Below are 24,273 nucleotides of genomic sequence, written 5' to 3' on the forward strand. Positions count from 1 at the left end.
TGTTGGTTCCGTGCGGGGCAAGCTAACCAAAGCCGCGACATCAAGCCATACCAAAATAGGAACCCTCGCGCGCGTCAGCTGTTGTCCCGGCGAGAAAACCGGAAGGAGAGTTTCATGGGTAGCACGAGCGACAAGATCAAGGGCGCCGCCAACGAAGCGATCGGCAAGGCCAAGCAGGACATCGGCGAAGCCACCGGTTCCGAACACCTGCAGGGCGAAGGCGCGGTCCAGGAGGTGAAGGGCAAAGGCCAGAAGGCCACGGGCGATGCCAAGGACGCCGCGAAGGAAGCGATCGATCGCGCCGCTGCGGCGGCACGCCGCGCGGCGGAGTAACGCGCGCAAGATCGAGACTGAAAGCAAAAAGACCGGCCGCGAGGCTGGTCTTTTTTTATCCATCCGCACTGACGGCGAAAGTCTTCACTTCACCGCGAGCAATTCCACATCGAACATCAGTGTCGCGTTCGGCGGGATCACGCCGCCGGCGCCGCGCGCGCCGTAACCGAGCTGCGGCGGGATGATCAGCGTGCGCTTGCCGCCGACCTTCATCGTGGCAACGCCCTCGTCCCAGCCGGCGATGACGCGGCCCTTGCCGATGGGGAATTCGAATGGTTCGTTGCGATCGACCGAGGAGTCAAATTTCTTGCCCTTCTGGCCGTTCTCATAGAGCCAGCCGGTGTAGTGCATCACGCAAATCTGGCCGGGCTTCGGCGAAGCGCCGGTGCCGGCGACGCTGTCGATAGTCTGCAAGCCTGAAGCTGTGGTCATGGGTTTTCCTGCGGTCTGGGCCGATGCCGTGGTGGGGACGAATGTCGACACGCTGGCGATCACAGCGATCGCGAGGGCCGACATGATGGCGAGGAGCATGCGCTGGAAACGCTGCATAGAATACCTTCCGTTTGAGGCGGGAGGTGTCTAGCGCAACGAGCATGCGGTTTCCACCCCTCAGGCCTCGATATTTTCCAGCCGTACCGGCAGCTTGCGGATGCGCTGGCCGGTGGCGTGATAGATCGCGTTGCAGATCGCTGCATTGGTGCCGACATTGGCGAGCTCGCCGAGCCCTTTCGCGCCGGCCGGATTGATGTGATCGTCCTGCTCGGAGAGCAGGATCACCTCGACCCCGGGCACATCCGCATTCACGGGGACGAGATAGTCGGCAAAATTGTCGTTGACGTAGCGCGCGGTGCGCTCGTCGATCTCCGTGGCTTCCAGCAGCGCCGAGGACATGCCCCAGATCAGGCCGCCCATCAGCTGGCTGCGCGCTGTCCGCGGATTCATGATGCGGCCTGCTGCGAACGCACCGACCAGCCGTGGCGCGCGGATCTCGTGTGTGAAGCGGTTGATCCTGACCTCGACGAACTCCGCACCGAAAGCGTAGGCGATCTTGTCCTTCAAGGCGGCACCACCGACGAGGCGCACGTGGCCGCTATGCATTGCCTTGAAGGAATCCAGCGGCGCGCCGTCCGGCTTCCACTCGCCATATTCTTCGACCACGCTGGCACCGAGCGCGTCGAATGCCTTCTCCAGATCAAGCGGCCGGTCACTCTTCGCCGCCTGCGTCGTCGGCGTCTGGCCGATGCCGACCGTTTCCTTGGCCTTGTCCGTGAGGCTCTCGTTTGGCATCACTGCCTTGAACAATTTCTGGCGGACCTGGTCACACACCATCATCACCGCCGAGCAGGTGCTCGCGGTCGAGTTCGAGCCGCCCGCGACCGGCGCCGGCGGCAGATCGCTGTCGCCGATAAAGACCGAGACCTTCTCCAAGGGCACGCCGAGCCGCTCAGCCGCGGTCTGGGCAATGATGGTGTAGGCGCCGGTGCCGATCTCGTGGCCGGCGATCTCGACCCGGGTACGGCCGTCGCGCTGGAGGCGCACGCGTGCCGCCGACGGCCCCATCTGCGTCGGATAGCAAGTGGAGGCACAGCCATAGCCGACCAGCCAGTCGCCATCGGACATCGATCTGGGTGCGGCCGAGCGCTGCGACCAGCCAAAGGCTTTGGCCGCCTCGTCGAAGCACGCCATCAGCGATCGCGAGGTATAGGGCTTGCCGCCGATCGGCTCATTGGTGGTGTCGTTGACGCGGCGGAGCTCGACCGGATCCATGTTGAGCTTGACCGCGAGCTCGTCCATCGCGCTCTCCAGCGCGAACAGATACGGCACCTCCGGCGGCGAGCGCATGAAGCCTGGCGTGTTTCGATCCGCACGCACGATCGACACGAGGCTGTCGACGTTCGGGCAGGCATAGAGCCGCGTCGTGGTCTTGGTGCCACCGACGCAATAGGCGTCAGCGCGCGAGGATACTTCTGCGCCCTCGTGCCCGAGCGCTACCAGCTTGCCGTCGCGGCTGGCGCCGAGCTTGATCTCGTGGCGGGTCTCGGCGCGATAAGTTGCGATGGTAAAACCCTGGTCGCGGGTCGGGACCAGCTTGACCGGCCGGTTCAGCCGCTTGGCGATGCCGGCGATGATCGCGGTGCGCGGCGTCATCGAGCCGCGCGAGCCAAAACCGCCGCCGACATAGGGATTGACCACCCGCACCTTGTCAGCATCGATACCGAGCTGCTCGGCGACGCCGTTCTTCAGGCCGTAGACATATTGGCTCGGCTCATAGATGACGAGGTTGTCGCCCATCCAGGCGCAGCTGGTCGAGAATAGCTCCATCGGGTTGTGATGCTGGGTCGGCGTGTCGTAGGAAGCGGTGAGCTTCACCTCGGCCTCCTCAAACGCCTTGGCGAAATCGCCGACCTGCGGATCTTCCCTGAATTGCGCGTTCTGGCCTTTCGCGGCAGCTTTCGTGGTTCCCGGCGAGTCGAAGCTCGCGCTCGGGGTGGCCGCCGAGTAGCCGACCTTGACGCGATTGGCGGCCTCGCGCGCAGCCTCATAGCTCTCTGCAACGACCACAGCGATGATCTCGCCGTCATGCGCGATGTCGGCCGATTTCAACGGCTGGATCGTGGTCCCGGCATAGCCGCCATTGCTGAAGAGCTTTGACTCCTTCAGCTTCGGCGCATTCTCGTGCGTGACAATGTCGATCACGCCGCGGACACGCTTGGCATCGCCGAGATCAACGCTGTTGATGCGGCCCCTGGCAATCGCGCTGGTGACCAGGAACGCATAGGCAGGATTGTCCAGCGGCATATCGGACCCGTAGGTCGCCCGCCCCGTGACTTTTGCCGTTGCATCATAGCGCGGCACGGGCTGGCCCATGTTCGCCTTGGGCTCGGGAGCAGCAGCAGTCATGGTCAGATCTCCATCGTTACGGCCTGCTGGAGCGCGCGCGCCACCACGCGCTTGCCGAGCGCGATCTTGAAGCTGTTGTGCCGACGCCCCTTGGCGTCGGCGAATGCGGCGTCCGCAGCGCGCTGCGCCAGACCGTCATCGAACTTCCGGCCCTTGAGCAGCGCCTCCGTCTCTCGCGCGCGCCAAGGTACCGTGGCGACACCACCCAACGCGATGCGCGCATCCCTGATCGTGCCGTCCCGTACATCGAGCGCGACGGCGGCGGAGGACAGCGCGAATTCATAGGATTGCCGGTCACGCGCCTTCAGGTAGACGGAGCGCGGCCAGCGGCCGGGAATGACGAAGGCGGAAATCAGCTCGCCCGGTTGGAGCGAGGTCTCGATCTCGGGCGTGTTGCCGGGGGGCTTATGCAATTCCGCAAAAGGCATGCTGCGGGTCCCGGACCTGCCGGTGACCTCGACCGTGGCGTCCAGTGCGATCAGCGCCTGGGCGAAATCGCCGGGATAGGTCGCAATGCATTGCTCGGAGGTGCCAAGCACGGCATGCATGCGATTGACGCCATCCATTGCGGCACAACCGGAGCCGGGATTGCGCTTGTTGCAATTCTCGTAGGAAACGTCGCGGAAATAGCTGCAACGCGTCCGCTGCATCACGTTGCCGCCGAGCGTCGCCATATTGCGCAGCTGCGCGCTGGCGGCGAGCTTCAGGGAATTTGCAATGACCGGATAGTTGCGCTGGATGTCGTCATGTGCGGCGACGTCGGACATTTTTGCGAGCGCACCGAGCCACAGGCTCCCGCTCCCAGGCTCGATCGCCGACCAGCCCTGCGCGAGCGGATTGATGTCGACGATCGCGGCGGGCCGCATCACGTCGAGCTTCATCAAATCGATCAGCGTGGTGCCGCCGGCGAGTGGCTGTGCCGTGGCCTGCGTTAGCGGATTGTTGGCTGCCGCGGCGGCGCTGAGCGCCTGCACGGCCATGCCGGGGTCGGTTGCCCTCTGATATGAAAACGGTCGCATGGGCCTAGCCTTTCATGATTTCCGGCGCGGCCTGTTTCACGGCGGCAACAATGTTGGGATAGGCAGCGCAGCGGCAGATGTTGCCGCTCATGTACTCGCGGATGTCGGCGTCGGAGCCGGCATGCCCCTCCTTCACGCATGCAATCGCGGACATGATCTGGCCGGGCGTGCAATAGCCGCACTGAAAGGCATCGTTGTCGACGAAGGCCTGCTGCATCGGATGCAGGCGGTCGTTGGTCGCGAGTCCTTCGATGGTCGTGATCTCTTGCCCTTCGGCCGCGAGCGCAAGCGTCAGGCACGACACCACGCGCCGATCGCCGATCAGCACTGTGCAGGCGCCGCACTGGCCGTGATCGCAGCCTTTTTTGCTGCCGGTGAGCTTGAGATGCTCGCGCAGCGCATCCAGCACCGTGGTGCGGGCGTCGAGGTTGAGGCGCTTGTCCTGGCCATTCACCCGCAGCGTGACATCGACGGGAAGCGCCGGATCCTGCGCCACGGGCGCTTGCGCATCCTGCACGGCCGCGCGCGCCGTCAGCGGAACAAGCGCGCTGCCTGCGGCGCCGGCGATGAAAGCGCGCCGGTGGAATCCTGATTGTCGGGAACTTGAGGTATCGGACATGGACGGCCTCCGCCGCTTGGAAACAAAGCAGCGCACGCCTGCACCGCTCATCGCCCCATAACTTGGAGTAACGAGCTCAGTTCCGAATAAGAAAGGGCGGCGCAGCCTGCGCCGCGCCGCCCCTTCGTCAACTTTTCCTGATCTTGTGCGGAACCTCGCGAAGGCTCAATAGCCCAACGCGCAGCCGTCCTTGCGCGGATCGGAACCGCCGGTGAGCGTGCCCTTGTCCCAGTCGATCCAGATCGCCTGGGCGCCGCCGAGCGGGCCCACCACATTCGTGGTCTTGTGGCCGAGCTTCTTGAGGCCCTCGACGATGTCAGACGGCACGCTGTCCTCAAGCTGATACTGGCCCTCGTAATGCAGGCCGCGCGGCATGTCGATCGCCTCCTGCACGTCGCACCCGTAGTCGAGGATGTTGGTCAAGAGATGGGTATGGCCGGTCGGCTGATACTGGCCGCCCATCACTGCGAACGACATCGTGGAACGGCCGCCCTTGGTAAGCAGGCCCGGCATGATCGTATGCAGCGGGCGCTTGCTGCCTTCGATGCAGTTGGGATGGCCCGGCTGAATGCGGAAGCCGCCGGCGCGGTTCTGGAACAGCACGCCGGTCTTGTTCGAGACGATCGCCGAGCCGAAGGAATGTGCGATCGAGTTGATGAACGAGCAGACGTTGCGATCCTTGTCCACGACCGTGATGTAGATGGTCGAGGGATTCATCGGCGGCGCGACATTCGGCAGGTCGAGCATTCCGTCCAGGCGGATCTTGCTGATGTACTCGTCGGCAAAGCCCTTTTCGAGCATCTCGGCGACGTTGATCTTCATGTGCTCGGGAGAGGCGACGTGCATCTCGCGATTCATGTAGGCGATGCGGGCGGCTTCCGCCTCAAGATGGAAGCGTTCCACGCTGAGCGGCGCGTATTTGGTCAAGTCGAAGCGCGACAGGATGTTCAGCATCAGCAGCGCGGTGACGCCGGGCCCGTTCGGCGGACACTGCCAGACGTCGTAGCCCTTGTACATCGTGCCGATCGGCGTCGTCGTCTCGGTCGTGTGCGCGGCGAAATCGTCGAGCGTGTGCAGGCCACCGATGCCGCGTAAGGTCTCGACCATGTCCTCAGCGATCTCGCCCTTGTAGAAGGCATCGCGACCGTCCTTGGCGATTGCGCGTAGCGTCTTGCCGAGTTCGGCCTGGCGGATGATGTCGCCGGCCACCGGCGGCTTGCCGCCAGGCAACAGGTAACGAACGGTGTTGGTGCCGCCCTTCAGCTTCTCGAACTGGTTCTTCCAGTCGAACGCGATGCGGGGGGCAACGACATAGCCTTCCTCGGCCGCCTTGATCGCGGGCTGCAGCAGGCGGTCGAAACCGAACTTGCCGTGGTCGCGCAGCACGGTGTCGAAGGCGTCGATCACGCCGGGGATCGAAACCGCATGGGCCGAGGTCAGCGGCACGGATTTGATCTTGCGCTCGATATACCAGTCGGCGTTGGCCGCCTTCGGCGCCCGGCCGGAGCCGTTATAGGCGATGATCTTGCCTTCGCCGCGCGGCTGGATCAGCGCAAAGCAATCGCCGCCGATGCCGGTCGATTGCGGCTCGATCACGCCGAGCAGGGCAGAACCGGCCACCGCCGCGTCCACCGCCGTGCCGCCTTCGCGCAGCACCTCGATCGCGGCCATCGAGGCCTGCGGATGCGAGGTCGCCACCATCGCGTTGGTGGCGTGGACCGTGGACCTGCCGGGGAAATGGAAGTTTCTCATCGAATTCTTGCTCTCTTGGGCGTGTGGGCTAAGTCTCTGGGCGCGTGCGCCGCGATCTCGGGAAAACCGGGCCTACATGACACATTCCAGCCCGCCCGGGCAATGCTGGCATACCAGGGAAATGGCTGCCATTCGCTGGGAATAGAGCTATCGGTTGCGGGTTTTCTGGGCGCCGGCCGCCTGCTAAACGGGCGCATGATTTACAAGGTCTGCGCCTTCTACCAATTCGCCGCCCTGCCCGATTACCGCGAGCTGCGGGAGCCGCTGCGCGCGCTCTGTGCCGGCCTGTCGCTGAAGGGCAGCGTGCTGCTGGCCCAGGAGGGCATCAACGGCACGATCGCAGGCTCACCTGCGGCGATCGACGCCTTCGCGCACGAGCTCGGGCACGGGGCGATGTTCGGCGGCCGGCTAGACAATCTCGAACTGAAATGCTCGACCGCGAAAGCGATGCCGTTCGGCCGGCTCAAGGTGCGGCTGAAGAAGGAGATCGTCACGCTTGGCGATCCAGCCGCCGACCCGACCCGGCAGGTCGGCACCTATGTCGAGGCCGCCGAATGGAACGCGCTGATTTCTTCGCCCGACACGCTGGTGCTCGACACCCGCAACGCCTTCGAGGTAGCGATGGGCACGTTCGAGGGCGCGGTCGATCCTGACATCACGAGCTTTGGCCAGTTCAAGGATTTCGCCGCCGAGAAGCTCGATCCGTCAAAGCACCGGCGTATCGCGATGTTCTGCACCGGCGGCATCCGCTGCGAGAAGGCGAGCGCGCATCTGCTGGCGCGCGGCTTTGCAGAGGTCTATCACCTCAAAGGCGGTATTCTGAAATATCTGGAACAGGTGCCGGAGGCGCAGAGCCGCTGGCGCGGCGAATGTTTCGTGTTCGACGAGCGCATGGCGCTTGGTCACGGATTGCGCGAACGGGGCCTGCGCGAGCAAGAATTGGGGCACGCACGTGACGAATGACATCAAGACGCTCGCCGAACGCATCGACACGCTGGAGACGCGCCTGGCCTATCAGGACGACACGATCGAGACGTTGAACCAGACCATCACCGCGCAATGGAAGCAGATCGACGTGCTGACGCGACAGCTCGGGCAGCTCAACGACCGACTGCAGGAGGCCGAGGCGAATGCGCCGGGCCCCGCCAACGAACCCCCGCCGCATTATTGAGCCCTTTTACTGACCAGACGCCTTCAGCATATTCATCACCTCGCCTGACATCATCAGGCGATCGCGGCCGGCGTCCTTGGCGGCGTAGAGCGCACGGTCGGCGGCCTCCACCAGCGATCCCGTGCCCGCGGTGCGCTCCAAGACCGGCCGGCAGGCCGCACCACCGACCGAGACGGTGACGCATGGCGCGGTCGGATTGGAAGCATGAATCAGGCCCGCATCGTGGACGGCGCTGCGGATCCGCTCGCCGATCCGGGCACAGCCGGCGGCATCGGTGTTCGGCAGCAGCATGGCGAATTCCTCGCCGCCGTAACGGGCCGCGAGATCGCCGACCCGCTGCATCTCGGCCGCGATGATCTTTGCGACCACGCGCAAGCAAGCGTCGCCGGCGGGATGGCCATATTCATCGTTGTAGGACTTGAAGTGATCGACGTCGATCATCAGCAAGCCAAGGCTGGAGCGATCGCGATAGGCCCGCGCCCATTCCTCCTTGAGCCGCTCGTCGAAACGGCGGCGGTTGGCAAGCCCGGTGAGGCTGTCCTCGATCGCGAGCGTCTCGAGCCGGGTCTCCAGCTTCTTCTGTTCGGTGATGTCGCGCGAGATCGCGACGACGCCGTCGACATTGCCGTTGTCCTTGCGCGTGACGCGCATGGTCGATTCCAGCCAGACCTCGGTCTTCTGCCGGTGCACGTTGCGGTAAGTGAGCCGCGCTTCGTCCGTTTCGCCGCGCTTCATGGCATCGACGATGGCCTGCACATGCGGCCGATCCTCCGGATGGATTCCAGCAAGCGCGTCTGTGCCCATGAGCTGATTGGGGCGCCAGCCGACGACGCGGTTGGATGACGGCGAGACGTAGCGCAGCCGTTCGTCGAGCCCGATGCGGGTGACCATGTCGCTGGAGCCTTCCGCGAGCAGGCGGAAATGCGCCTCCTTCTCGATCAGGGCCGCGGCCATGCGATGGCCGCGCTGCAGCTGCCGCACCAGCACCGCGCCGATCACCGCGATCAGCATCACCAGCGCGACCACGTAGAGCATGCGGGAGATCGCGGCTGCCCGCCACGGCGCGAGCAGCTCGTCCTTGTCGACGGTTGCGAGCAGCACGAGCGGATAGCGGGCGCTGCGCTTGAAGAAGCTGACGCGCTCGGCGCCGTCCAGCGGCGACTTGAAATGACGGGCGCCACTCGCCTGTTGCAGGCTGGCGTCGCGGAACAGCGCCGTGTCGGCGACGCTGCGGCCGACGAACTTCTCGTTGTTCGGGTTGCGCGCGATGATCATGCCGCCGCCGTACATCAGCGTCACGGAGCTGTTGCGGCCGATCTCGAACTGCTCGTAGAAATGCGACAGGTATTTGGAGCCGATGGCCGCGAGCACCACGCCGCCAAAGCTGCCGTCGGGCTTGTTGAAGCGGCGCGACAGGGTGACGACCCATTCGCCGTCGACGAGGCTCTTCACGGGACGGCCGACATAGGCCTCGCGCTTGGGCGAGAGCTGGTGGTGACGGAAGAGCGTGTCGTCGCTGAGCGTCGAGGCGATCGTGCCGGGCGAGGTCAGCCAGTTGCCCTGGTCGTCGATGATGGCGAGGCTGTGGACGCGCTCCATCGCCTTCTTGCGCGCCTCCAGCAGGTTGCGCAGCTTCGCGATCGTGGCGGGATCGGCGCCGTCCATCTCCAGCCGGCTGACGACGCCGACGACGCCGGAATCCAGCAAATCGAGGCTGTCCTCGGCATGCTGCGTCAGCGAGCGGGCGACGTTCGCCATCTCGGTTTCGGCGCCCTTGAGCACCGCGTCCCGCGCGACCCATTCACGCCAGCCGCTGACGCCGAGGATCGCCACGCAGGTGAGCGCGACAAAAGCCGCCGCGCGCAGCGGCAGGCGGCTCCATCCGGCTCTCTGTGAGATGACGTTCATGCGGCAGAAATCTCCAATAGACGGAAACTCTGCCGCTTCTCTTATTGAACCCTGAAGCGCTTGCCGGGATTCGCATTCATCTACGGGTTTTTCCGTACTCCTACGGACCGGGGCTTCCGCAGATCGCTAACAAGGTCTTATCAAGCCTATCGGAAACCGGCGGCCCTAGCTGAAGATCGACTTGACCTTGTTCCAGAGCGAGGGATGGTCGGCCTCCGCGTCGGCCTTCGACGGCGTCGGCTGCGTGGCGCTTACGGGATCGGAGGCGGGGAAGGTATCTTCCAACCCGGTATCGAGCTTGGCGTGGCGGTCGGCCGCGAGCGCCTCGTGAAGATTGTCGGCGTGCTTGTCGTGCGGCGCGGGATTGAATCTCTGAGCCATGGGATTCCTCCTCCATTGCCCGGTCAACGCGGCGCAATTGCGCTGGTTCCCCTGTTCCGCTCAGGCCGCGCCCGGTGTATCAGGAACCTCAACTCTGCGTCAGGAACGTTCGTGCCCCAGTCTGCGACAAAGCCCTTCATCGACGTGCTCTCCGGCCAGCGGCAAGCCGTCCCGCCCATGTGGATGATGCGGCAGGCCGGCCGCTATTTGCCGGAGTACCGCGAGGTGCGCGCCAAGGCCGGCGGCTTCCTCGATCTCTGCTTCAATCCGGAACTGGCCGCCGAGGTCACGCTGCAACCGATCCGCCGGTTCGGCTTCGATGCGGCGATCATCTTCTCCGATATACTGGTGATCCCGTACGCGCTCGGCCGCTCGGTGCGCTTCGAGGTCGGCGAAGGCCCGCGGCTCGAGCCGCTGGATGATCCGGCGAAGGTCGGAACGCTCGCCGCGCAGGCCGACTTCGACAAGCTCAAGCCGGTGTTCGAGGCACTCAAGCTGGTGCGCCACGCGCTCGATCCGAAGATTGCGCTGATCGGCTTCTGCGGCGCGCCGTGGACGGTTGCGACCTATATGGTCGCGGGCCACGGCACGCCCGACCAGGCGCCGGCGCGGATGATGGCCTACCGGCATCCGGACGCCTTTGCGAAAATCATCGACGTGCTGGTCGAGAGCTCGATTCACTATCTGCTGGCGCAACTCGAAGCCGGCGCCAACGCCTTGCAGATTTTCGACACCTGGGCCGGCGTGCTGCCGCCTGCCGAGTTCGTGCGCTGGTCGGTCGAGCCGACGCGTCGCATCGTCGAAGGCGTGCGTGCGAAAGTGCCCGATGCCAGGATCATCGGCTTCCCTCGCGGCGCCGGCGCGCAATTGCCCGGCTATGTCGAGGCGACCGGCGTCAACGCCGTCAGCATCGACTGGACTGCCGAGCCCGCCTTCATCCGCGAGCGGGTGCAGAGCCGCGTCGCCGTGCAGGGCAACCTCGATCCGCTGGCGCTGATTACGGGCGGCGCGGCACTCGACCGCGCGGTCGACAACGTGCTGGCGGATTTTGCGCAAGGCCGCTTCATCTTCAATCTCGGCCACGGCATCCAGCCGGAGACGCCGATCGCCCATGTCGAGCAGATGCTGAAGCGCGTGCGGGGGTAAAAAAATTCCGCTCCCTCAGGGGCGGAAACAAAAACCGCGAAAACAACCCCATGCACAGTACAAATCATTGAGGAATCTTGCCTGGCGCAATCACGGGCCCTGCGGCCGCGAGGTTTGACACGTCGGGCAAAACAGGCGCACGATGGCATCATCCCGCCGACCTCCCCCGCATCCGGTACCTGATCGCATGACCAAAGCACGCGCCGTGCCCATGCCCAGCAACAGCGTGCTCGCGCCGCTCTACGCAGGCGCGGACCTTTTGGATGCGTTTGCAATTCAACTGCCGGCGGGGGCCAGCGATGAGGTAGAGGTGCTGGCACGCGCCGCGCTCGAGCAACAGGCGTGGTGGATTCGTGCGCTCACGCGTGTCCGCGATGTGGTGATGGCGACTGTCGCCGTCAAATCGTCGCGCGCCGTCGGTGTTGCCGCAGCGGCGCGTGGGCCGGTTATCGGCTTCTTCCCGGTGCTGTCAAAGAGCGCCACGGAGTTGGTGCTGGGCGCGGATGACTGGCATCTCGACTTCCGCGTCAGCATCCAACTTCGCGCCGATGCAGCAAATGGGCGCGAGCTGGTCGCGGGTACCGTCGTGCATTGCCATAACCGACTTGGGCGTATCTATCTCAGCACGATAGCACCGTTTCATCGCGTAATTGTGCCGGCCAGTTTAGAGCAGGCGGCAAGGGCAATGAAGGTTTGAGCATGCTTTGGTGGTCGCGACTGGCTGTAGTCCGCCATTAGCCGTCGACGAACGAGTCTGCCTCTGAAATAGCAGACTTCGTGCGCATCGCGTCCAGTTACGGAACCAATATCGCAATTGATAAACTCCGATCTGCTCGGCAAGTCTTTCTTTTGGAACGAGCCGATAAGACTTTTAGGCACGAAGGATTATGTCCATGTACTTCCTCACTGCCTGTCTGATCGTGGTCGTCGTGAGTTTCGAGGTATCGTTTCGTCGATCCTGGAATCTCTCACGGAACTCTCGTGGGGTTGCCCCGGCCCAGCGGCTCGCAGCGCGGCGGCGGGCGCTTTGGCCTGCGTTCTGCGCTCTGGTTTTTACCCTGCTGGGGCTGATCGGATTTGATCATGTTCAAGACAAGCTTGGTCTCTCCGCAACAGCCAATCTCATGATGTTGAGTGTCTCTTTCTTCAGCGGCTGGTTTCTTGGCGCCATTGCCGGGATGGATCGAGATTGAAGCAGCGACTAATGCAGAGCGAAAAACGTGCATCCGGCTGCGGCCGCCAGAGGAGTTCGACGCGTCCGCAGAATAAAATGGGGTTCCTATACGGGATAGCGCCATTTCAAAGCGCGGCGCAGGAAAAGCAAAGCCACGATTATCGCAATGGCCGCGATCCATAGGAAAGCCGGAACGGGCGATTGATTGTGAATGTGGGCAATGTACAGAACTAGGGCCAACAAGACGGCGACTAGCGCGTTCGACACCCAATATAGAGGAGAGCGCCCAATTCCAGCTGCTGCGAGTTCTGTCGCCCGTTCACTTGCCCGCCTAGTAAGCCACCAATAAAACCCGAAAGAAGCGAGGGCAATGATCCAGGACATTTTCAGCTTTTCTCATGCAACTTTGTAGATGGCCCTATTGAGAATACTCAAATTGAATGGATGAGTTTAACGCAACCGACCTAGCCCCAGCACTTCACCTTTGACCTATCGCGTCGGTCGGCTCACCGCAACGACATGTCCGGACTCCGGTGCAAACCGGAAGTCACGGGCCGACGGGCAAATCGACGCTATTGACCCAATTCGGACTTATCGAAATCGAAAAAGCACTTAGCTTGGATGAAACTGAAGGGCTGAGACGGGCGCCACTGCGGCCTTTAACTACGGAAGTCTTTTTGTCGCCGTAAAGGGATTGAACCCCCGTTCTGCAAGAGCAGCCCACGAAGCTGCGCCAAGATGTGGCAATCGGAAATAGAGTCGTGGCTTGGCCGGATCGGTATCTAACATGAACCCGGTCGGTAGCCCTCGGACACTTGTGGCATAGAACCCGCCATCCGGCGACCTCTGGGATTCGATTACAGCGACCAACGATTTTGCCTCCCCAGTCCTACCGAGCAATTCCAGCAAGAGAGCCATTTGGCCCGTCCCTTCGGTCCACACACCATCTCGGTCTTCACCGTAAGAAAAGCCCTTGTCGACACTCATTCGGCGTTCGACGGTAGTCATTGCCGATGCAAATTTCTTCGCCGCTCCGGGGAGCGCCAATAAGGGCCAGACTTGAGCATCCAGGGCCAAAATCGGATTGCGCGTGACGCCGTCTTCGGCGGTACCTGCGGCGAAACAGGCGCACGCCGGATCCCACATCGTATCTACGAAGTGCTCACCAGCTGTTGCCATATCACGCCAGCGCGAATCGCCTGTGCGGGTTGCAAGAAGGCCAAACGCGGCGGCGAGGTCAGTATTGTGTTCAGTCGATTTCCACGTCCGTACGTCCGGCGTCGGTTCGTGCCCAAAAGTACCGCCCGTAAAACCGCCAGTACCGCGCGTGTCGGCCCATTGCGCGACCCAGGTGCCAAGCCGTGCCGCACCATCGCGGAACCGAGAGCTGGCGCTCACATCATCAATCGACAGCAAAGCCAACATTGCCCATGCAACGTTGCCATTATCGCTGCCCACCTGATATCGATCTTCTAACCACTTGTTCTGAGTACTGTCCCACCAACCCGGAAGTTTTGCGGAGCCACTCGCCGCCACACCCGCGGCGTAAGCGTTCCGGAGCCGTCCATCATGCCAGGTCCGGTCGTTATCGATGGCCCAGAGAATCGCCGCGCCGATCCGACGTGCTTTGTCCCGCTCACCGCAACCGACTAATGCGATGGCGGCCACCGCATTGTCGTAAAGGTATGCGGCGCCACGGAGAGGCCCCGATTCCACGGTCGGATAGCTGGGCAAGAACAACGGCCCTGGCGGTGCCTTATCGATCAGACCAGCGAGGTACCCGCATGCAGACGCTTCTGGTGTTGCCAAAGCCCGTGGTGGAGTGGCGGCCATAATGACTATGAAAGTCGTTACGATCCATACGAAGGTTTCTATTCGGGCCACTTGCTGTTCTCCGCGGTGGACGATGATCCTATATACCCATCGGCGATGTCTGGAAGTGGCCCATCGCTTCCTTTGACGCGGTGCCGCTGCATTTCGGCCGACAAGGGCAGACGGAAGTCTGCAGCCGAGCTACCGAACCGCCCCTTTTGACCCATCGCGTCGGTCGGCTCACCGCAGCGACATGTCCGGACTCCGGTGCAAACCGACAGTGCATTCAATTCGATCAAAAATTAAGTGCACTGTCACCGTAATAGCGTAATAGGGGTCATGAGTACCTGGCGGGCTTTCCAGGCAGAAACGGAGCGAGAGGCCACCGGCGGCTGCGGTCCGCTCATTATTCCCTTGCTGTTATGCAAATAACGGCAGTGGCTTCACGACTGCAATCTCCAGTTGCGCCCATTTTGAAACGTGGCATATACTCCCGCACCAGGACGGCAAGCCTCCGTTCCGGAAAAATTTGGGAGATAGCCATGAAAGCCATTTCAATACTTGCCGCTGGTCTTGCTGTCGCCGCCTTGTCGATCACTCCCGCGACGGCCGGGCCACCCGTGAATGCCGCAGTCACGAGTGATCCGAGCGCCAAGATCGGATGCTCCTTTGCTGCTGGCCGTATTTCGTCAACGTGTAGAGACGCACGCTACAAATCCTACGGCGCGTGCACGACGGCGGGCAACAAGATGGGTTACGCACCATTGGAGTCCTACTGGTATTGCTCCAGTCTAAGGCTCAAGAGCTAACAGGAATCACATCAAGATGTGCTGAGGCCGCCCTTCAGTATTACGGTGACAGGTATTACGGTATTACGGTATTACGGTGACAGTGCATTCAATTCCAAAATTAAGCGCACTGTCACCGTAATACCAGCACTGTCACCGTAATACAGCGACATGTCCGGACTCCGGTGCAAACCGGAAGTCATTGGCCGACGGGCAAATCGACGTTATTGACCCGTTTGAGACGTCTTCCAAGTGCACTAAGGTCTCTGCATGAATGCGGACATACTCGCGGCTATCTTAGCACCGCTTACTTTTTTTGAGGGGCGGTGCGAGGACAAGGAAACACTTCGAGGACTGATCGTGTTGGCGAACGATAAGTCCCGCCGCAAGCAGGCGCACGCCCTGTTTACCGAGATCAGGAAAAAGACCCTAGCGGCGGGAAAACGCGACGATCAACTGGCCCTGGCCCAATATGCCTTTGAAGAGATTTGCGCCAAGACCCTCTACAATTTGACGGGCGAGCCGGCGCCGTTCGATCCAGGCTCTCCGTTTTGGATCTTGCCGCGCGCGTTGGAACTAGGACGGATGCCGGGTATCACAGACGCTGGCGAAATAAGCCCATTGCTGCGAGCAAAGTGAGTCCGCTTTTGACCGAAGGCGGTCATCGCATGGTCTCTACTTCTCCGCCCCCGAAACGGCTCTGGATTCACCACTCGCTCCGCCGGACGAGACGATGGCGCTTTCCCGGAACGGCGCACGGGTAGGCTGGGGCGCCGACAATTCCTGGCAATACATCCGATCGATCTTGCGCTGCATAAGCGCATAGCAGTCGCATGCGACCCTCTCGAGCCGCGCCCGATCGATCTCAACAAATCCGCGCCGGTCGGACTGGACGGCTCCAGCCTCGCGCAGCTTTCTCATCGTCAGAGTCACTGTCGTCCGCCGCACCCCCAGCAATTGCGCAAGCGCCTCCTGCGTCACCGGAAGGAGGTCTTCGGGAACGCGGTCGTGAAGCTGCAGAAGCCACCGCGCCATGCGACCATCCACCCGGTGCAGCGCGTTGCAAGCGGCTACGTGCTGGAGCTGCAATAACACCGCGCGGGCGTGGAGCTGAACGACATTCCTGATGGCCGCGCTTTGCGCATAGGCATCCCGAAATTTGACGGCGGAAATCAATGATGCTGAGCCAGCCATGCGTGCGATCGCGGTCACGGATGAAAGCGATGGGCCGAGCACGGAGAAAGAGGCCAAAGCGCCTTCCCGTCCCATCAAGGTGGTTGCGACCGTTTGCCCGTCCGGCATATCGAGCATGAAGGCGATTGCGCCGCTATGGGGAAAATAGACCGGGTCCATCTCATCGCCCGAGCGCACCAGAACGGCATCTGGCTCAAACGAGACCTTCCGGAAGTGGGGCGTGAGCAAGCCGAGATCCGCCGGCGGCAGCGCTGCCAGTAGCCGATTCCCGATGCCGGTACGGTGGAGGGTCACGATGCTTTCTTGTGAAGGAGCACCCATTGAACGCCGGTATCCATCTTTTTCATTCACTATGATTGCCCGAAATAGAGTTGCGCGAAACGCAATCATCCAAACAGAGCCATTAATCGAGATCAAGCACGGACATTTGCGGAGACGCTGCCGGCGTCTCGCCGCGCAAGCAGGATCTTGCATACATCATACTATTCACGCCCGTTGTGCGACTCGGCGAGCGGGGCTTGCGGGATGATCGACCGGTGATGGTTCCGGCAGCGCCCGCTCTCGGCTTCCTAGCTGACGTCTTCGGCGGTGTGGGGCGTGGACGCCTCTTGGCCCATCGCTTCTGTTGACACGGTGCAGCTACATGTCAGTTGATGGGGGGCAGAGCGGTTACGGGAGTTACGGTGGGAATTACGGTGCATTCAATTCGGCCAAACCAAATTAAGTGCACTGTCACCGTAATGATGCAGCCGGCTTACGAGTTGCCGACTCGAGACCTTCGAGAATCTCGCGGGCGCGCTTTATTGAAAAATCGTGTGTCGCCCGATCGAACGACGGGCTTCCCCGCATCATGTAGCCGTGGCACACCCCGGGACAGATGTGCAGTTCGACGTTTGCCATGCGCGCCGCCAAATCACGATAGGCGTCCAGCACCTCGACCGGCGCGCGATCGTCCTTGTCGCCCCAAATGAGACAGACTTGCTGGTGAACCCCGGCAAGTTCGTGAAGATAGTCCAGCATCTGGGATCCGTGGCAGCAGATGCCCGCCGCATAGCCAAGTCGTTTCGGCCCGAGAATCGCATACGGGCCGCCGTAGCAGAACCCCATGACCGCCGCCTGGCCATTGAATTGCTGGATTGTGCCGAGGTGCCTCAAGGTGTCGATCATATCGTCTTCGCCGGCCTTGATTTGCTCAAGGCGCGGCTGCGCGCGCCGGGCCGCGCGCGGGTCGTTCCGGGAAAGCGGCCCGGCAATCGAACGCCAGAACAGATCCGGCACAGCGACAACGAAGCCGGATGCAGCAAGCTCGTCGGCGATTGCGCGCATGTCGGCATCCACGCCATGAATGGCTGAAGCAAGCACGACGGCAGCAGCCGGCTTTTCACGCTCAGGCGTGACCAGATAGCAATCGAACGCGCCGCCGCCGTTCGCGCAGATCCTGCTGAACTTCCCTTGCATCTCGAATCCAACCCTTCGTTTGAGGTACGGCGGCCGTTGTCCGGTCCGGCTGGGGATGCGAGGGACGGAGATTGCGGCGATCCAAGCGTCGCCGCGCTATTCCGGTCGGATCTTCGCGAGGCTGATCACTTTGGCCCACTTCTCGGTTTCACCGGCCATCAGCTTGCCGAAATCGCCGGGCGAGCCGCCGAGTGCCGTCGCGTCGAGACTGCGAAGGCGCGTCCTGAACCCGGGATCGGCCAGAGCGGCGTTGGCCTCATTGTTGAGCCTGGCGATAATCGCGGCTGGCGTGTCTTTCGGCGCGCCGATGCCGAACACCGAGCTCGCCTCGTAACCTGGCACGAATTCGCCGATGGCCGGGACATCCGGCAGCGCTTCGGATCGCGCCGCCGTCGTTATTCCGATCGCGCGCAGCTTGCCGCTCCGGATGTGCCCGATCGATGGCGCCAGGTTCACAAAGACGACCTGCACCTGCCCGCCGAGCAGATCCGTGATCGCGGGCGCCACGCCCCGATAGGGCACATGTTGAAGATCGAGCCCGCCGGCTTCCTGCTTGAACAGTTCCGCGGCAATATGGGTGATCCCGCCCACGCCGCCAGAGCCATAGGAGAGTCTCCCGCGATTGGCTTTGGCATAGGCGATGAACTCTGGAATTGTAAGGGCAGGAACCGATGGATGTATCACCATCACCAGGGCGCCACGGGTCAGACTCGCGACCGGTGCAATGTCCCGCAGGAAATTGAAATCATGATTTTCATAAAGCGTCGCATTGATCGCGTTGGGAGAACCGACCAGCAGCAGAGTGTAGCCGTCCGGAGCCGCACGCACGACCGCATCAGTGGCGATATTGCTCCCTGCTCCGGGCCGGTTCTCGACGATAAATTGCTGGCCGAGCCGCTCCGAGCACCATTGCCCGACCAGACGCGCAAGGATGTCATTTGGCCCGCCCGCGGCGAAACCAACCATGATGCGTACCGGCCGCGACGGGTAAGTATCGGCCCAAGCCAGGCCCGACAGCAGAGCTGGCGCAGCCATGCCCACCGCAAGGTGCAGAAATTGACGTCGGGAGGCCGGCATGGGCATTGCTCCGTCGAGCCTGCACTGGCGCCGGCTCTCTTCAACGGCTTAAGGATAGTTGATGTCGTCATAAGCGCATAAGGCTATTGTCTGATGAGATCATCTCAAAACGGAAATGGGTGCTCTCATGCAGATGAGCGATCGCATCGGAAAACGAATGAAGCTGCAGGACCTGCATGTGCTCATGGCGGTGGTGCAGGCTGGCAGCATGGGCAAGGCGGCGCTCATGCTCAATACCACCCAGCCTAACATTTCGAGATCGATCGCGGAGCTTGAGCATGCGTTCGGCGTCCGCTTGCTGGATCGCCACCGGCGAGGGATCGAGCCGACCGAGAGCGGCCGCGCGCTGCTCGATTGCGGTGCCGCCGTTTTCGACGAACTGCGCCGCGGTGTGAAGAGCATCGAATTTCTGGCCGACCCCACCGCTGGAGACGTGCGGATTGGAACCACGGCTTTTCTGGCGGCAAGCTTCGTCTCCGCTCTCATCGATCGGCTCTCCCGGCGTCATCCGCGGATCAGATTTCAGCTCGTGACCGGTTACCTGGAGACGCTGCACCGCGATCTCAGCGAGCGCAAAGTCGATCTGTTGATCATGCGGAGCAGCGGCCCGATGACTGACGAGCGGCTGCATTTCGAGCTTCTTTTTGAGGATCGCTATGTCGTCGCGGCGGGTGCCAAAAATCCCTGGACCCGGCGGCGCAACATCCAGCTCGCGGATCTGGCGGAGGAGCGTTGGGTGCTTCCACCGCAGGAGAGCGTGATCGGATCAATCATCACGCAAGCCTTTCACGTCGGCGGATTTGAGTATCCACGCGCGACGGTGGTCACCGATTCCCCCCATATGCGGGTCAGCTTGCTGGAGACAGGGCGGTTCATCACGGTTTTCCCGTCTTCAGCACTGAAATTTCTTACCAGGGGGGCAGCGCTCAAGGTCTTGTCCGTTGAACTGCCGGCGGCACGCCGACCGAACGGAATGATCACTGTCAAGGATCGCGCCATCAGCCCGGTTGTGCAGCTTGTCATAGACAGCGCCCGCAAGCTCGCAGGGCCAATGGCGAAATGAAAGGAATTACGGTGACAGTGCATTCAATTCGGTAAAATTAAGTGCACTGTCACCGTAATACGCCTAGAATTCCGGTGACACCGTCACCTAATACCAGACCGGAAGTGGCCAATTCCTTTCTTGCGGCTCGGAAAGTGGCTTCTTCACATTTCAAAAGTCATCGGCTCGTTGATCTCCGGGCCGGTGAACGAGGCCGCCATCGGCCGCCGCACGCCCGGCAGCACCGCGACATCGTAGAGCTCGCTCACCGCGCCTTCGATGCGAATCCATTGCACGATGTCGCCGGAGCCGAGGTTGACGATCTGCACGCCGCACCAGCCGTCGGCATCGCGCTTCTTCATCTCGTCGTCGAGCGCGAGGCCGGAGAACGAACCGTCGCGTGACAGCGACAGGCCGACGACCGCGTGGTTGTTGTGGAACGCCAGCCCGCGCAGGAAGCCCGGACAGAACGCGCGCGGCGTGAAGTCGCCGCTTGAGAGATCGACGGTGCCGAGATGCCCGCTGCCGGAGTTCAGCACCCACAGTTTGTTATCGTACCAGCGCGGCGAATGCGGCATCGAGAGTTTCTCGGTCACGATGGCGCCGCTCGCCACGTCGATCACGATGCCGCCCTCGGCGCGCCGGGCCCGCCAGCCGCTGATCACGTCGCTGCGACTGGTCGCCGTCACCCAGGCCACTTCACCGTCCCTGACCGCGAGGCCATTGAGATGGCAGCGATCCTCGGCAGCGAGCTTGGAGATGAAGGACGGCTTCCAGAGCACGCGGAAGGCGTGCACCGGCGTCAGCAGCGACAGGCACGAATAGGCGGTGTTGACGAAAACGATGCGGCCGTCGCCGAGCACGCTGACGTCGTGGATGTCGATCTCGCCCGTGGTGTGGGCGACGCGCGGCACATAATAGCGATCGGCGCCGTTCATGGTCTGACCGGCGGCCAGGATGTTCTCGAAGCGCCAGACCTGAAATGCGGTCGCCAGCACCAAGCGCTGCGCGTCGGCCCACACGCCCATCGCGCGGCCGGTGCCGACCTCGTGGATCGCGAGACCTCCGGCGTCATCGACGCCGACGAGATAGAGCCGCCCGGTCTGATACGAAGTGAAGGCAAGGCTGACCTGATTGGCGCGCAGCCAGTCGGCCAAACCGCGCGAACAGGTAATGTGCGCCGCCGTCAGTTGCGGAAGCGCGGCGGCGGGTGATGCGGGGCTGGCGGAGGCGTCGCTCAAATGGCGCGGGTCCCTGATTCTCGGAGCACGCCGCTGTTGCGGCCAACGTTCGGCGGCGTCCCGCTATGTGGCACGGCATGCAAACGCGGTCCACGGCTCATCTTTTTTTGGCGATCGCCGACGCAGCGACCATTCGAGTGATTTCTCGCAAGTGTTGCCATATTGTCGCGCCTTTTCGGCCTGTTTCGCCGGGATTTGTACCCCTGCGGCCAGGCGGGCGGGATAGACGCGCGCGGGTCGATTCAATATCCTCGAAGCGGGATGCAAGACCGCTTTTTTGGGGCGTGGGAATTTCGATGACAAACGTGTGGACCTGCCCGGGCGGCGTTGCGGCCGCGGGGCGGCCGATGGGCTTGCGTTTGCGGGATGCATTTCTGGGGACGGTTGCCGCAGGCGCGCTGTCGCTGGCATTCGGGGGCCCGGCGTTGGCGGCACCGCTGCCTGTCGGCTGCACGCTATCCGGCGGTGGCACCATCGAGACCTGCACCGGCGATCAACACAACGGTGTTACCGCCGCGCCGCCACCGGTCACTACGCTGAACGTCAACGATTTGACCACGGCGATTACGCCCGCGAGCGGGACCGACGGCATCACGTTCAGCTCCGCCGGCGCCGTCACCATCAACAGCGATACCGGCGCGTTCGGCATCACCACCGCGGGCAGCAACGCGGCTGGGATTCGTGCCTACAGCCCTGGCGGTAGCGCCGTCACGGTGACCTCGGCCGGCGACATCACCACCGCGGGCAGCAGCGCGTTCGGGATTTTTGCCGTCAGCAATGTCGGCGCTGGCGCCGTCACGGTGACCTCGACCGGCAACATCGCCACCACGGACAACGGCGCGACCGGGATTCTTGCCGTCAGCAATGGCGTTGGTGGCGCCGTCGCGGTGACCTCGACCGGCAACATCGCCACCAAGGGCAGCTACGCGTTCGGGATTTTTGCCAGAAGCAATAGCGGTGGCGTCACGGTGACCTCGACCGGCAGCATCACCACCGCGGGCGGCTACGCGGCCGGGATTTATGCCGCCAGCAATAGCGCTGCCGTCACGGTGACCTCGACCGGCAACATCACCACCACGGGCGGCTACACGGCCGGGATTTATTCCAAAAGCAACGGCAGTGGCACCGTCACGGTGACCTCGACCGGCAACATCACCACCACGGGCCCCGGCGCGACCGGGATTCTTGCCGACAGCATTGGCGCTGGCGCCGTCACGGTGACCTCGATCGGCAACATCACCACCAAGGGCAGCTACGCGTTCGGCATTGTCGCCAACGGTTATGGCGGTGGTGCCGTCACGGTGACCTCGACCGGCAACGTTACCACTGCGGGCAACAACGCGACCGGGATTTCTGCCTCCAGCGCTGGTGGGCCGGTCAACGTCACCATCAAATCGGGTACGGTGTCGGGAGGCACGGGGACCGGGGCGGGTGTCGCCTTGCTGCAAGGCACCAGCAATACGCTGACCAACTTCGGCACGGTGACGGCCTTGTCCGGCCTCGCGATCACAGGTGACACCGGCAACAACACCGTCAATAATTTCGGCACGGTGATCGGCAGTGTGATTCTGGGTACCGGCACCAACGCCTTCAACAACACGGCGGGCGGCTTTTTTAACAGCGGCGCCACCGTCAATCTCGGCACGGGCAATACGCTGACCAACGCCGGCACGCTGTCGCCGGGCGGCGCGGGCGTGATCCAGACTACCGCGCTGACAGGCAACCTGACGCAGACCGCGACCGGGCGGCTGGTCACCGATGTCAACATGTCAGGCGCGACCGGTGACCGGATCAACGTCTCCGGCACGGCCAATCTCGCCGGCACGGTGCAGCTGCAGGTATCGAACCTGACACTTGCGCCATGGCAGCAAACCATCCTGTCGGCTACGGGCGGGACCACCAATAACGGGCTTTCGCTGCTGGCAAGCCCGGCATTGCAGGCGCAACTCTTGTTTCCCAACGCCACCGACGTCGTCGTCAAGAGCGCGGGCGTCAATTTTGCGTTGCCGGGGCTGAACAATAACCAGATCGCGGTCGGCAACGCGCTCAACGGCGCAGCGCAGAGCGGCGGCCTCGGCGGACCCATCTTCAACGTTTTGCTCAACACCACGTCAGCTACCGGCTATGGCCTTGCGCTTACCCAGCTCACGGGTGAGGCCGCCACCGGCACGCAGCAGACGACCTTCGATGCGATGAACCTGTTCATGGGCACGATGCTCGACCCCTTCAATCGCGGCATGACACCGGCGCCGGGCGGCGGCGCGAGCGGCTATGCCTCCGAAGGCGATACCGGCGACGGCCGCAAGCGCACCGCCGCCGAGCGTGACGCCTACGCGATGTTCACCAAGGCGCCGCCGCAAAATTTCGAAGCACGTTGGAACGTGTGGGCGGCGGGTTTCGGTGGCTCGCAGACCACCGACGGCAATGCCGTGGTCGGCAGTAACAGCGTGACCAGCCGCATCGCCGGCGGTGCGGTCGGTGCCGATTATCTGTTCTCGCCGGATACCATCGCAGGTTTTGCGCTGGCCGGCGGCGGCACCAACTTCAGCCTTGCCAACAATCTCGGCAGCGGCCGGTCCGATCTGTTCCAGGCCGGCGTCTATGCGCGCCACACCATGGGCGCGGCTTACATCGCCGGCGCGCTGGCTTATGGCTGGCAGGACATCACGACCAACCGCACCGTCACACTGGCCGGCATCGATCAGTTGCAGGCGCGCTTCAATGCCAACGCGTTCTCCGGCCGGCTCGAAGGCGGTTACCGTTTTGTCAGCCCATGGATGGGCGTCGGCATCACGCCCTATGCTGCGGCTCAATTCACGACCTTCGACCTGCCGGCCTATGCCGAGCAGGCGATCATCGGCACCAATAATTTCGCGCTGGCCTATGGCGCCAAGAGCGTTACCGATCCGCGCAGCGAACTCGGCTTCCGCACCGACAAATCTTACGTGATGCAAGATGGCGTCCTGACGCTGCGCGGCCGTCTCGCCTGGGCGCATGACTACACCACCGACCGCTCGATCGGCGCCACCTTCCAGTCGCTGCCGGGCGCATCGTTCGTGGTCAACGGCGCGGCGCAGTCGGCCGACTCGGTACTGACCACGGGGGCAGTCGAGATGAGATGGCGCAACAACTGGTCGATAGCCGCAACCTTCGAAGGTGAGTTCTCCAACGTCACCACCAGCTATGCCGGCAAGGGCGTGGCGCGCTATCAGTGGTGACGCCAACTTCCGCCAACGTGAAGGTTTTCGAATTACGGT

Annotated in this window: 22 protein-coding genes; 9 read left to right on the forward strand and 13 right to left on the reverse strand. The window is 62.9% G+C overall.

Translation table 11 applies throughout. The annotated features are described in order from the left end of the window. Positions 1-114 precede the first annotated feature (114 nt). The gene (locus tag ABID58_RS18650; RefSeq protein ID WP_148755560.1) at positions 115-333 is read left to right on the forward strand and encodes a CsbD family protein; all 219 of its coding nucleotides are present in this window, start codon (positions 115-117) and stop codon (positions 331-333) included. Between the two features lie 84 nt (positions 334-417). On the opposite strand, the gene ABID58_RS18655 is transcribed toward ABID58_RS18650, so the two are convergent. From ABID58_RS18655 to ggt, 5 genes are all read right to left on the reverse strand, one after another. Next, a complete protein-coding gene (locus ABID58_RS18655) occupies positions 418-882 on the reverse strand; it encodes an FKBP-type peptidyl-prolyl cis-trans isomerase (RefSeq protein WP_354033768.1) in 465 nt (154 codons plus the stop codon). A 60-nt stretch (positions 883-942) separates the two neighbouring features. Further along, on the reverse strand, positions 943-3,234 hold the full coding sequence (locus ABID58_RS18660) for a xanthine dehydrogenase family protein molybdopterin-binding subunit (protein ID WP_354033769.1): 2,292 nt from the start codon (positions 3,232-3,234) through the stop codon (positions 943-945). A 2-nt stretch (positions 3,235-3,236) separates the two neighbouring features. After that, positions 3,237-4,253 (reverse strand): FAD binding domain-containing protein, encoded by a 1,017-nt coding sequence (locus ABID58_RS18665; protein ID WP_354033770.1) that lies wholly within the window; start codon positions 4,251-4,253, stop codon positions 3,237-3,239. A 4-nt stretch (positions 4,254-4,257) separates the two neighbouring features. Beyond that, positions 4,258-4,872, reverse strand: coding sequence for a (2Fe-2S)-binding protein (locus ABID58_RS18670; protein ID WP_354033771.1), 615 nt, complete (start codon positions 4,870-4,872; stop codon positions 4,258-4,260). A 165-nt stretch (positions 4,873-5,037) separates the two neighbouring features. Further along, entirely contained in the window at positions 5,038-6,624 is a 1,587-nt protein-coding gene (gene ggt / locus ABID58_RS18675; RefSeq protein ID WP_354033772.1) for a gamma-glutamyltransferase, read from the reverse strand. Between the two features lie 195 nt (positions 6,625-6,819). Here ggt and trhO point away from each other — a divergent pair, with 195 nt between their 5' ends. After that, positions 6,820-7,587 carry an oxygen-dependent tRNA uridine(34) hydroxylase TrhO gene (trhO, locus tag ABID58_RS18680; RefSeq protein WP_354033773.1) on the forward strand — a complete coding sequence of 256 codons (768 nt, stop codon included), beginning with the start codon at positions 6,820-6,822 and terminating at the stop codon, positions 7,585-7,587. Further along, the gene (locus ABID58_RS18685) at positions 7,577-7,795 is read left to right on the forward strand and encodes a SlyX family protein (protein WP_354033774.1); all 219 of its coding nucleotides are present in this window, start codon (positions 7,577-7,579) and stop codon (positions 7,793-7,795) included. Before trhO ends, ABID58_RS18685 begins: the two co-directional genes overlap by 11 nt. Positions 7,796-7,801: 6 nt before the next feature. Here ABID58_RS18685 and ABID58_RS18690 read toward each other — a convergent pair whose 3' ends face one another. Continuing rightward, positions 7,802-9,703, reverse strand: a complete 1,902-nt coding sequence (locus ABID58_RS18690; RefSeq protein WP_354033775.1) for a diguanylate cyclase — start codon at positions 9,701-9,703, stop codon at positions 7,802-7,804. Between the two features lie 165 nt (positions 9,704-9,868). Next, positions 9,869-10,084, reverse strand: coding sequence for a hypothetical protein (locus ABID58_RS18695; RefSeq protein ID WP_148755551.1), 216 nt, complete (start codon positions 10,082-10,084; stop codon positions 9,869-9,871). Positions 10,085-10,195: 111 nt separating this feature from the next. Here ABID58_RS18695 and hemE point away from each other — a divergent pair, with 111 nt between their 5' ends. The 3 genes from hemE to ABID58_RS18710 all read left to right on the forward strand — a co-directional run bounded on the left by hemE (position 10,196) and on the right by ABID58_RS18710 (position 12,423). Then, positions 10,196-11,230 carry a uroporphyrinogen decarboxylase gene (hemE, locus tag ABID58_RS18700; protein ID WP_354033776.1) on the forward strand — a complete coding sequence of 345 codons (1,035 nt, stop codon included), beginning with the start codon at positions 10,196-10,198 and terminating at the stop codon, positions 11,228-11,230. Between the two features lie 187 nt (positions 11,231-11,417). Then, the gene (locus ABID58_RS18705) at positions 11,418-11,927 is read left to right on the forward strand and encodes a DUF2867 domain-containing protein (RefSeq protein ID WP_354033777.1); all 510 of its coding nucleotides are present in this window, start codon (positions 11,418-11,420) and stop codon (positions 11,925-11,927) included. 196 nt (positions 11,928-12,123) lie between these two features. After that, complete coding sequence (locus ABID58_RS18710; RefSeq protein WP_354033778.1) at positions 12,124-12,423, forward strand: hypothetical protein; 300 nt, start codon at positions 12,124-12,126, stop codon at positions 12,421-12,423. Positions 12,424-13,067: 644 nt separating this feature from the next. Here the strand turns inward: ABID58_RS18710 and ABID58_RS18715 are convergent. After that, positions 13,068-14,072 (reverse strand): hypothetical protein, encoded by a 1,005-nt coding sequence (locus ABID58_RS18715; RefSeq protein ID WP_354033779.1) that lies wholly within the window; start codon positions 14,070-14,072, stop codon positions 13,068-13,070. A gap of 550 nt (positions 14,073-14,622) precedes the next feature. Next, complete coding sequence (locus ABID58_RS18720) at positions 14,623-14,871, reverse strand: hypothetical protein (protein ID WP_354033780.1); 249 nt, start codon at positions 14,869-14,871, stop codon at positions 14,623-14,625. A 496-nt stretch (positions 14,872-15,367) separates the two neighbouring features. On the opposite strand from ABID58_RS18720, the gene ABID58_RS18725 reads away from it, so the two are divergent. Then, entirely contained in the window at positions 15,368-15,643 is a 276-nt protein-coding gene (locus ABID58_RS18725; protein WP_354033781.1) for a hypothetical protein, read from the forward strand. Between the two features lie 36 nt (positions 15,644-15,679). On the opposite strand, the gene ABID58_RS18730 is transcribed toward ABID58_RS18725, so the two are convergent. From ABID58_RS18730 to ABID58_RS18740, 3 genes are all read right to left on the reverse strand, one after another. Continuing rightward, the gene (locus tag ABID58_RS18730) at positions 15,680-16,519 is read right to left on the reverse strand and encodes a Crp/Fnr family transcriptional regulator (protein ID WP_354033815.1); all 840 of its coding nucleotides are present in this window, start codon (positions 16,517-16,519) and stop codon (positions 15,680-15,682) included. Positions 16,520-16,930: 411 nt separating this feature from the next. Further along, positions 16,931-17,656: a dienelactone hydrolase family protein gene (locus tag ABID58_RS18735; RefSeq protein WP_354033782.1), complete on the reverse strand. Its 726-nt coding sequence runs from the start codon at positions 17,654-17,656 to the stop codon at positions 16,931-16,933. 96 nt (positions 17,657-17,752) lie between these two features. Next, positions 17,753-18,733, reverse strand: coding sequence for a Bug family tripartite tricarboxylate transporter substrate binding protein (locus ABID58_RS18740; RefSeq protein WP_354033783.1), 981 nt, complete (start codon positions 18,731-18,733; stop codon positions 17,753-17,755). 157 nt (positions 18,734-18,890) lie between these two features. Between ABID58_RS18740 and ABID58_RS18745 the strand changes: the two genes are divergently transcribed. Next, entirely contained in the window at positions 18,891-19,796 is a 906-nt protein-coding gene (locus ABID58_RS18745; protein WP_354033784.1) for a LysR family transcriptional regulator, read from the forward strand. A 143-nt stretch (positions 19,797-19,939) separates the two neighbouring features. On the opposite strand, the gene ABID58_RS18750 is transcribed toward ABID58_RS18745, so the two are convergent. Further along, complete coding sequence (locus ABID58_RS18750) at positions 19,940-21,016, reverse strand: TIGR03032 family protein (protein ID WP_354033785.1); 1,077 nt, start codon at positions 21,014-21,016, stop codon at positions 19,940-19,942. Positions 21,017-21,312: 296 nt separating this feature from the next. Between ABID58_RS18750 and ABID58_RS18755 the strand changes: the two genes are divergently transcribed. Further along, positions 21,313-24,234, forward strand: coding sequence for an autotransporter outer membrane beta-barrel domain-containing protein (locus ABID58_RS18755; RefSeq protein ID WP_354033787.1), 2,922 nt, complete (start codon positions 21,313-21,315; stop codon positions 24,232-24,234). Positions 24,235-24,273: the final 39 nt, after the last annotated feature.

Source organism: Bradyrhizobium sp. S3.2.6 (assembly GCF_040546885.1).
In the GTDB taxonomy this organism is placed as follows: Bacteria; Pseudomonadota; Alphaproteobacteria; order Rhizobiales; family Xanthobacteraceae; genus Bradyrhizobium; species Bradyrhizobium cytisi.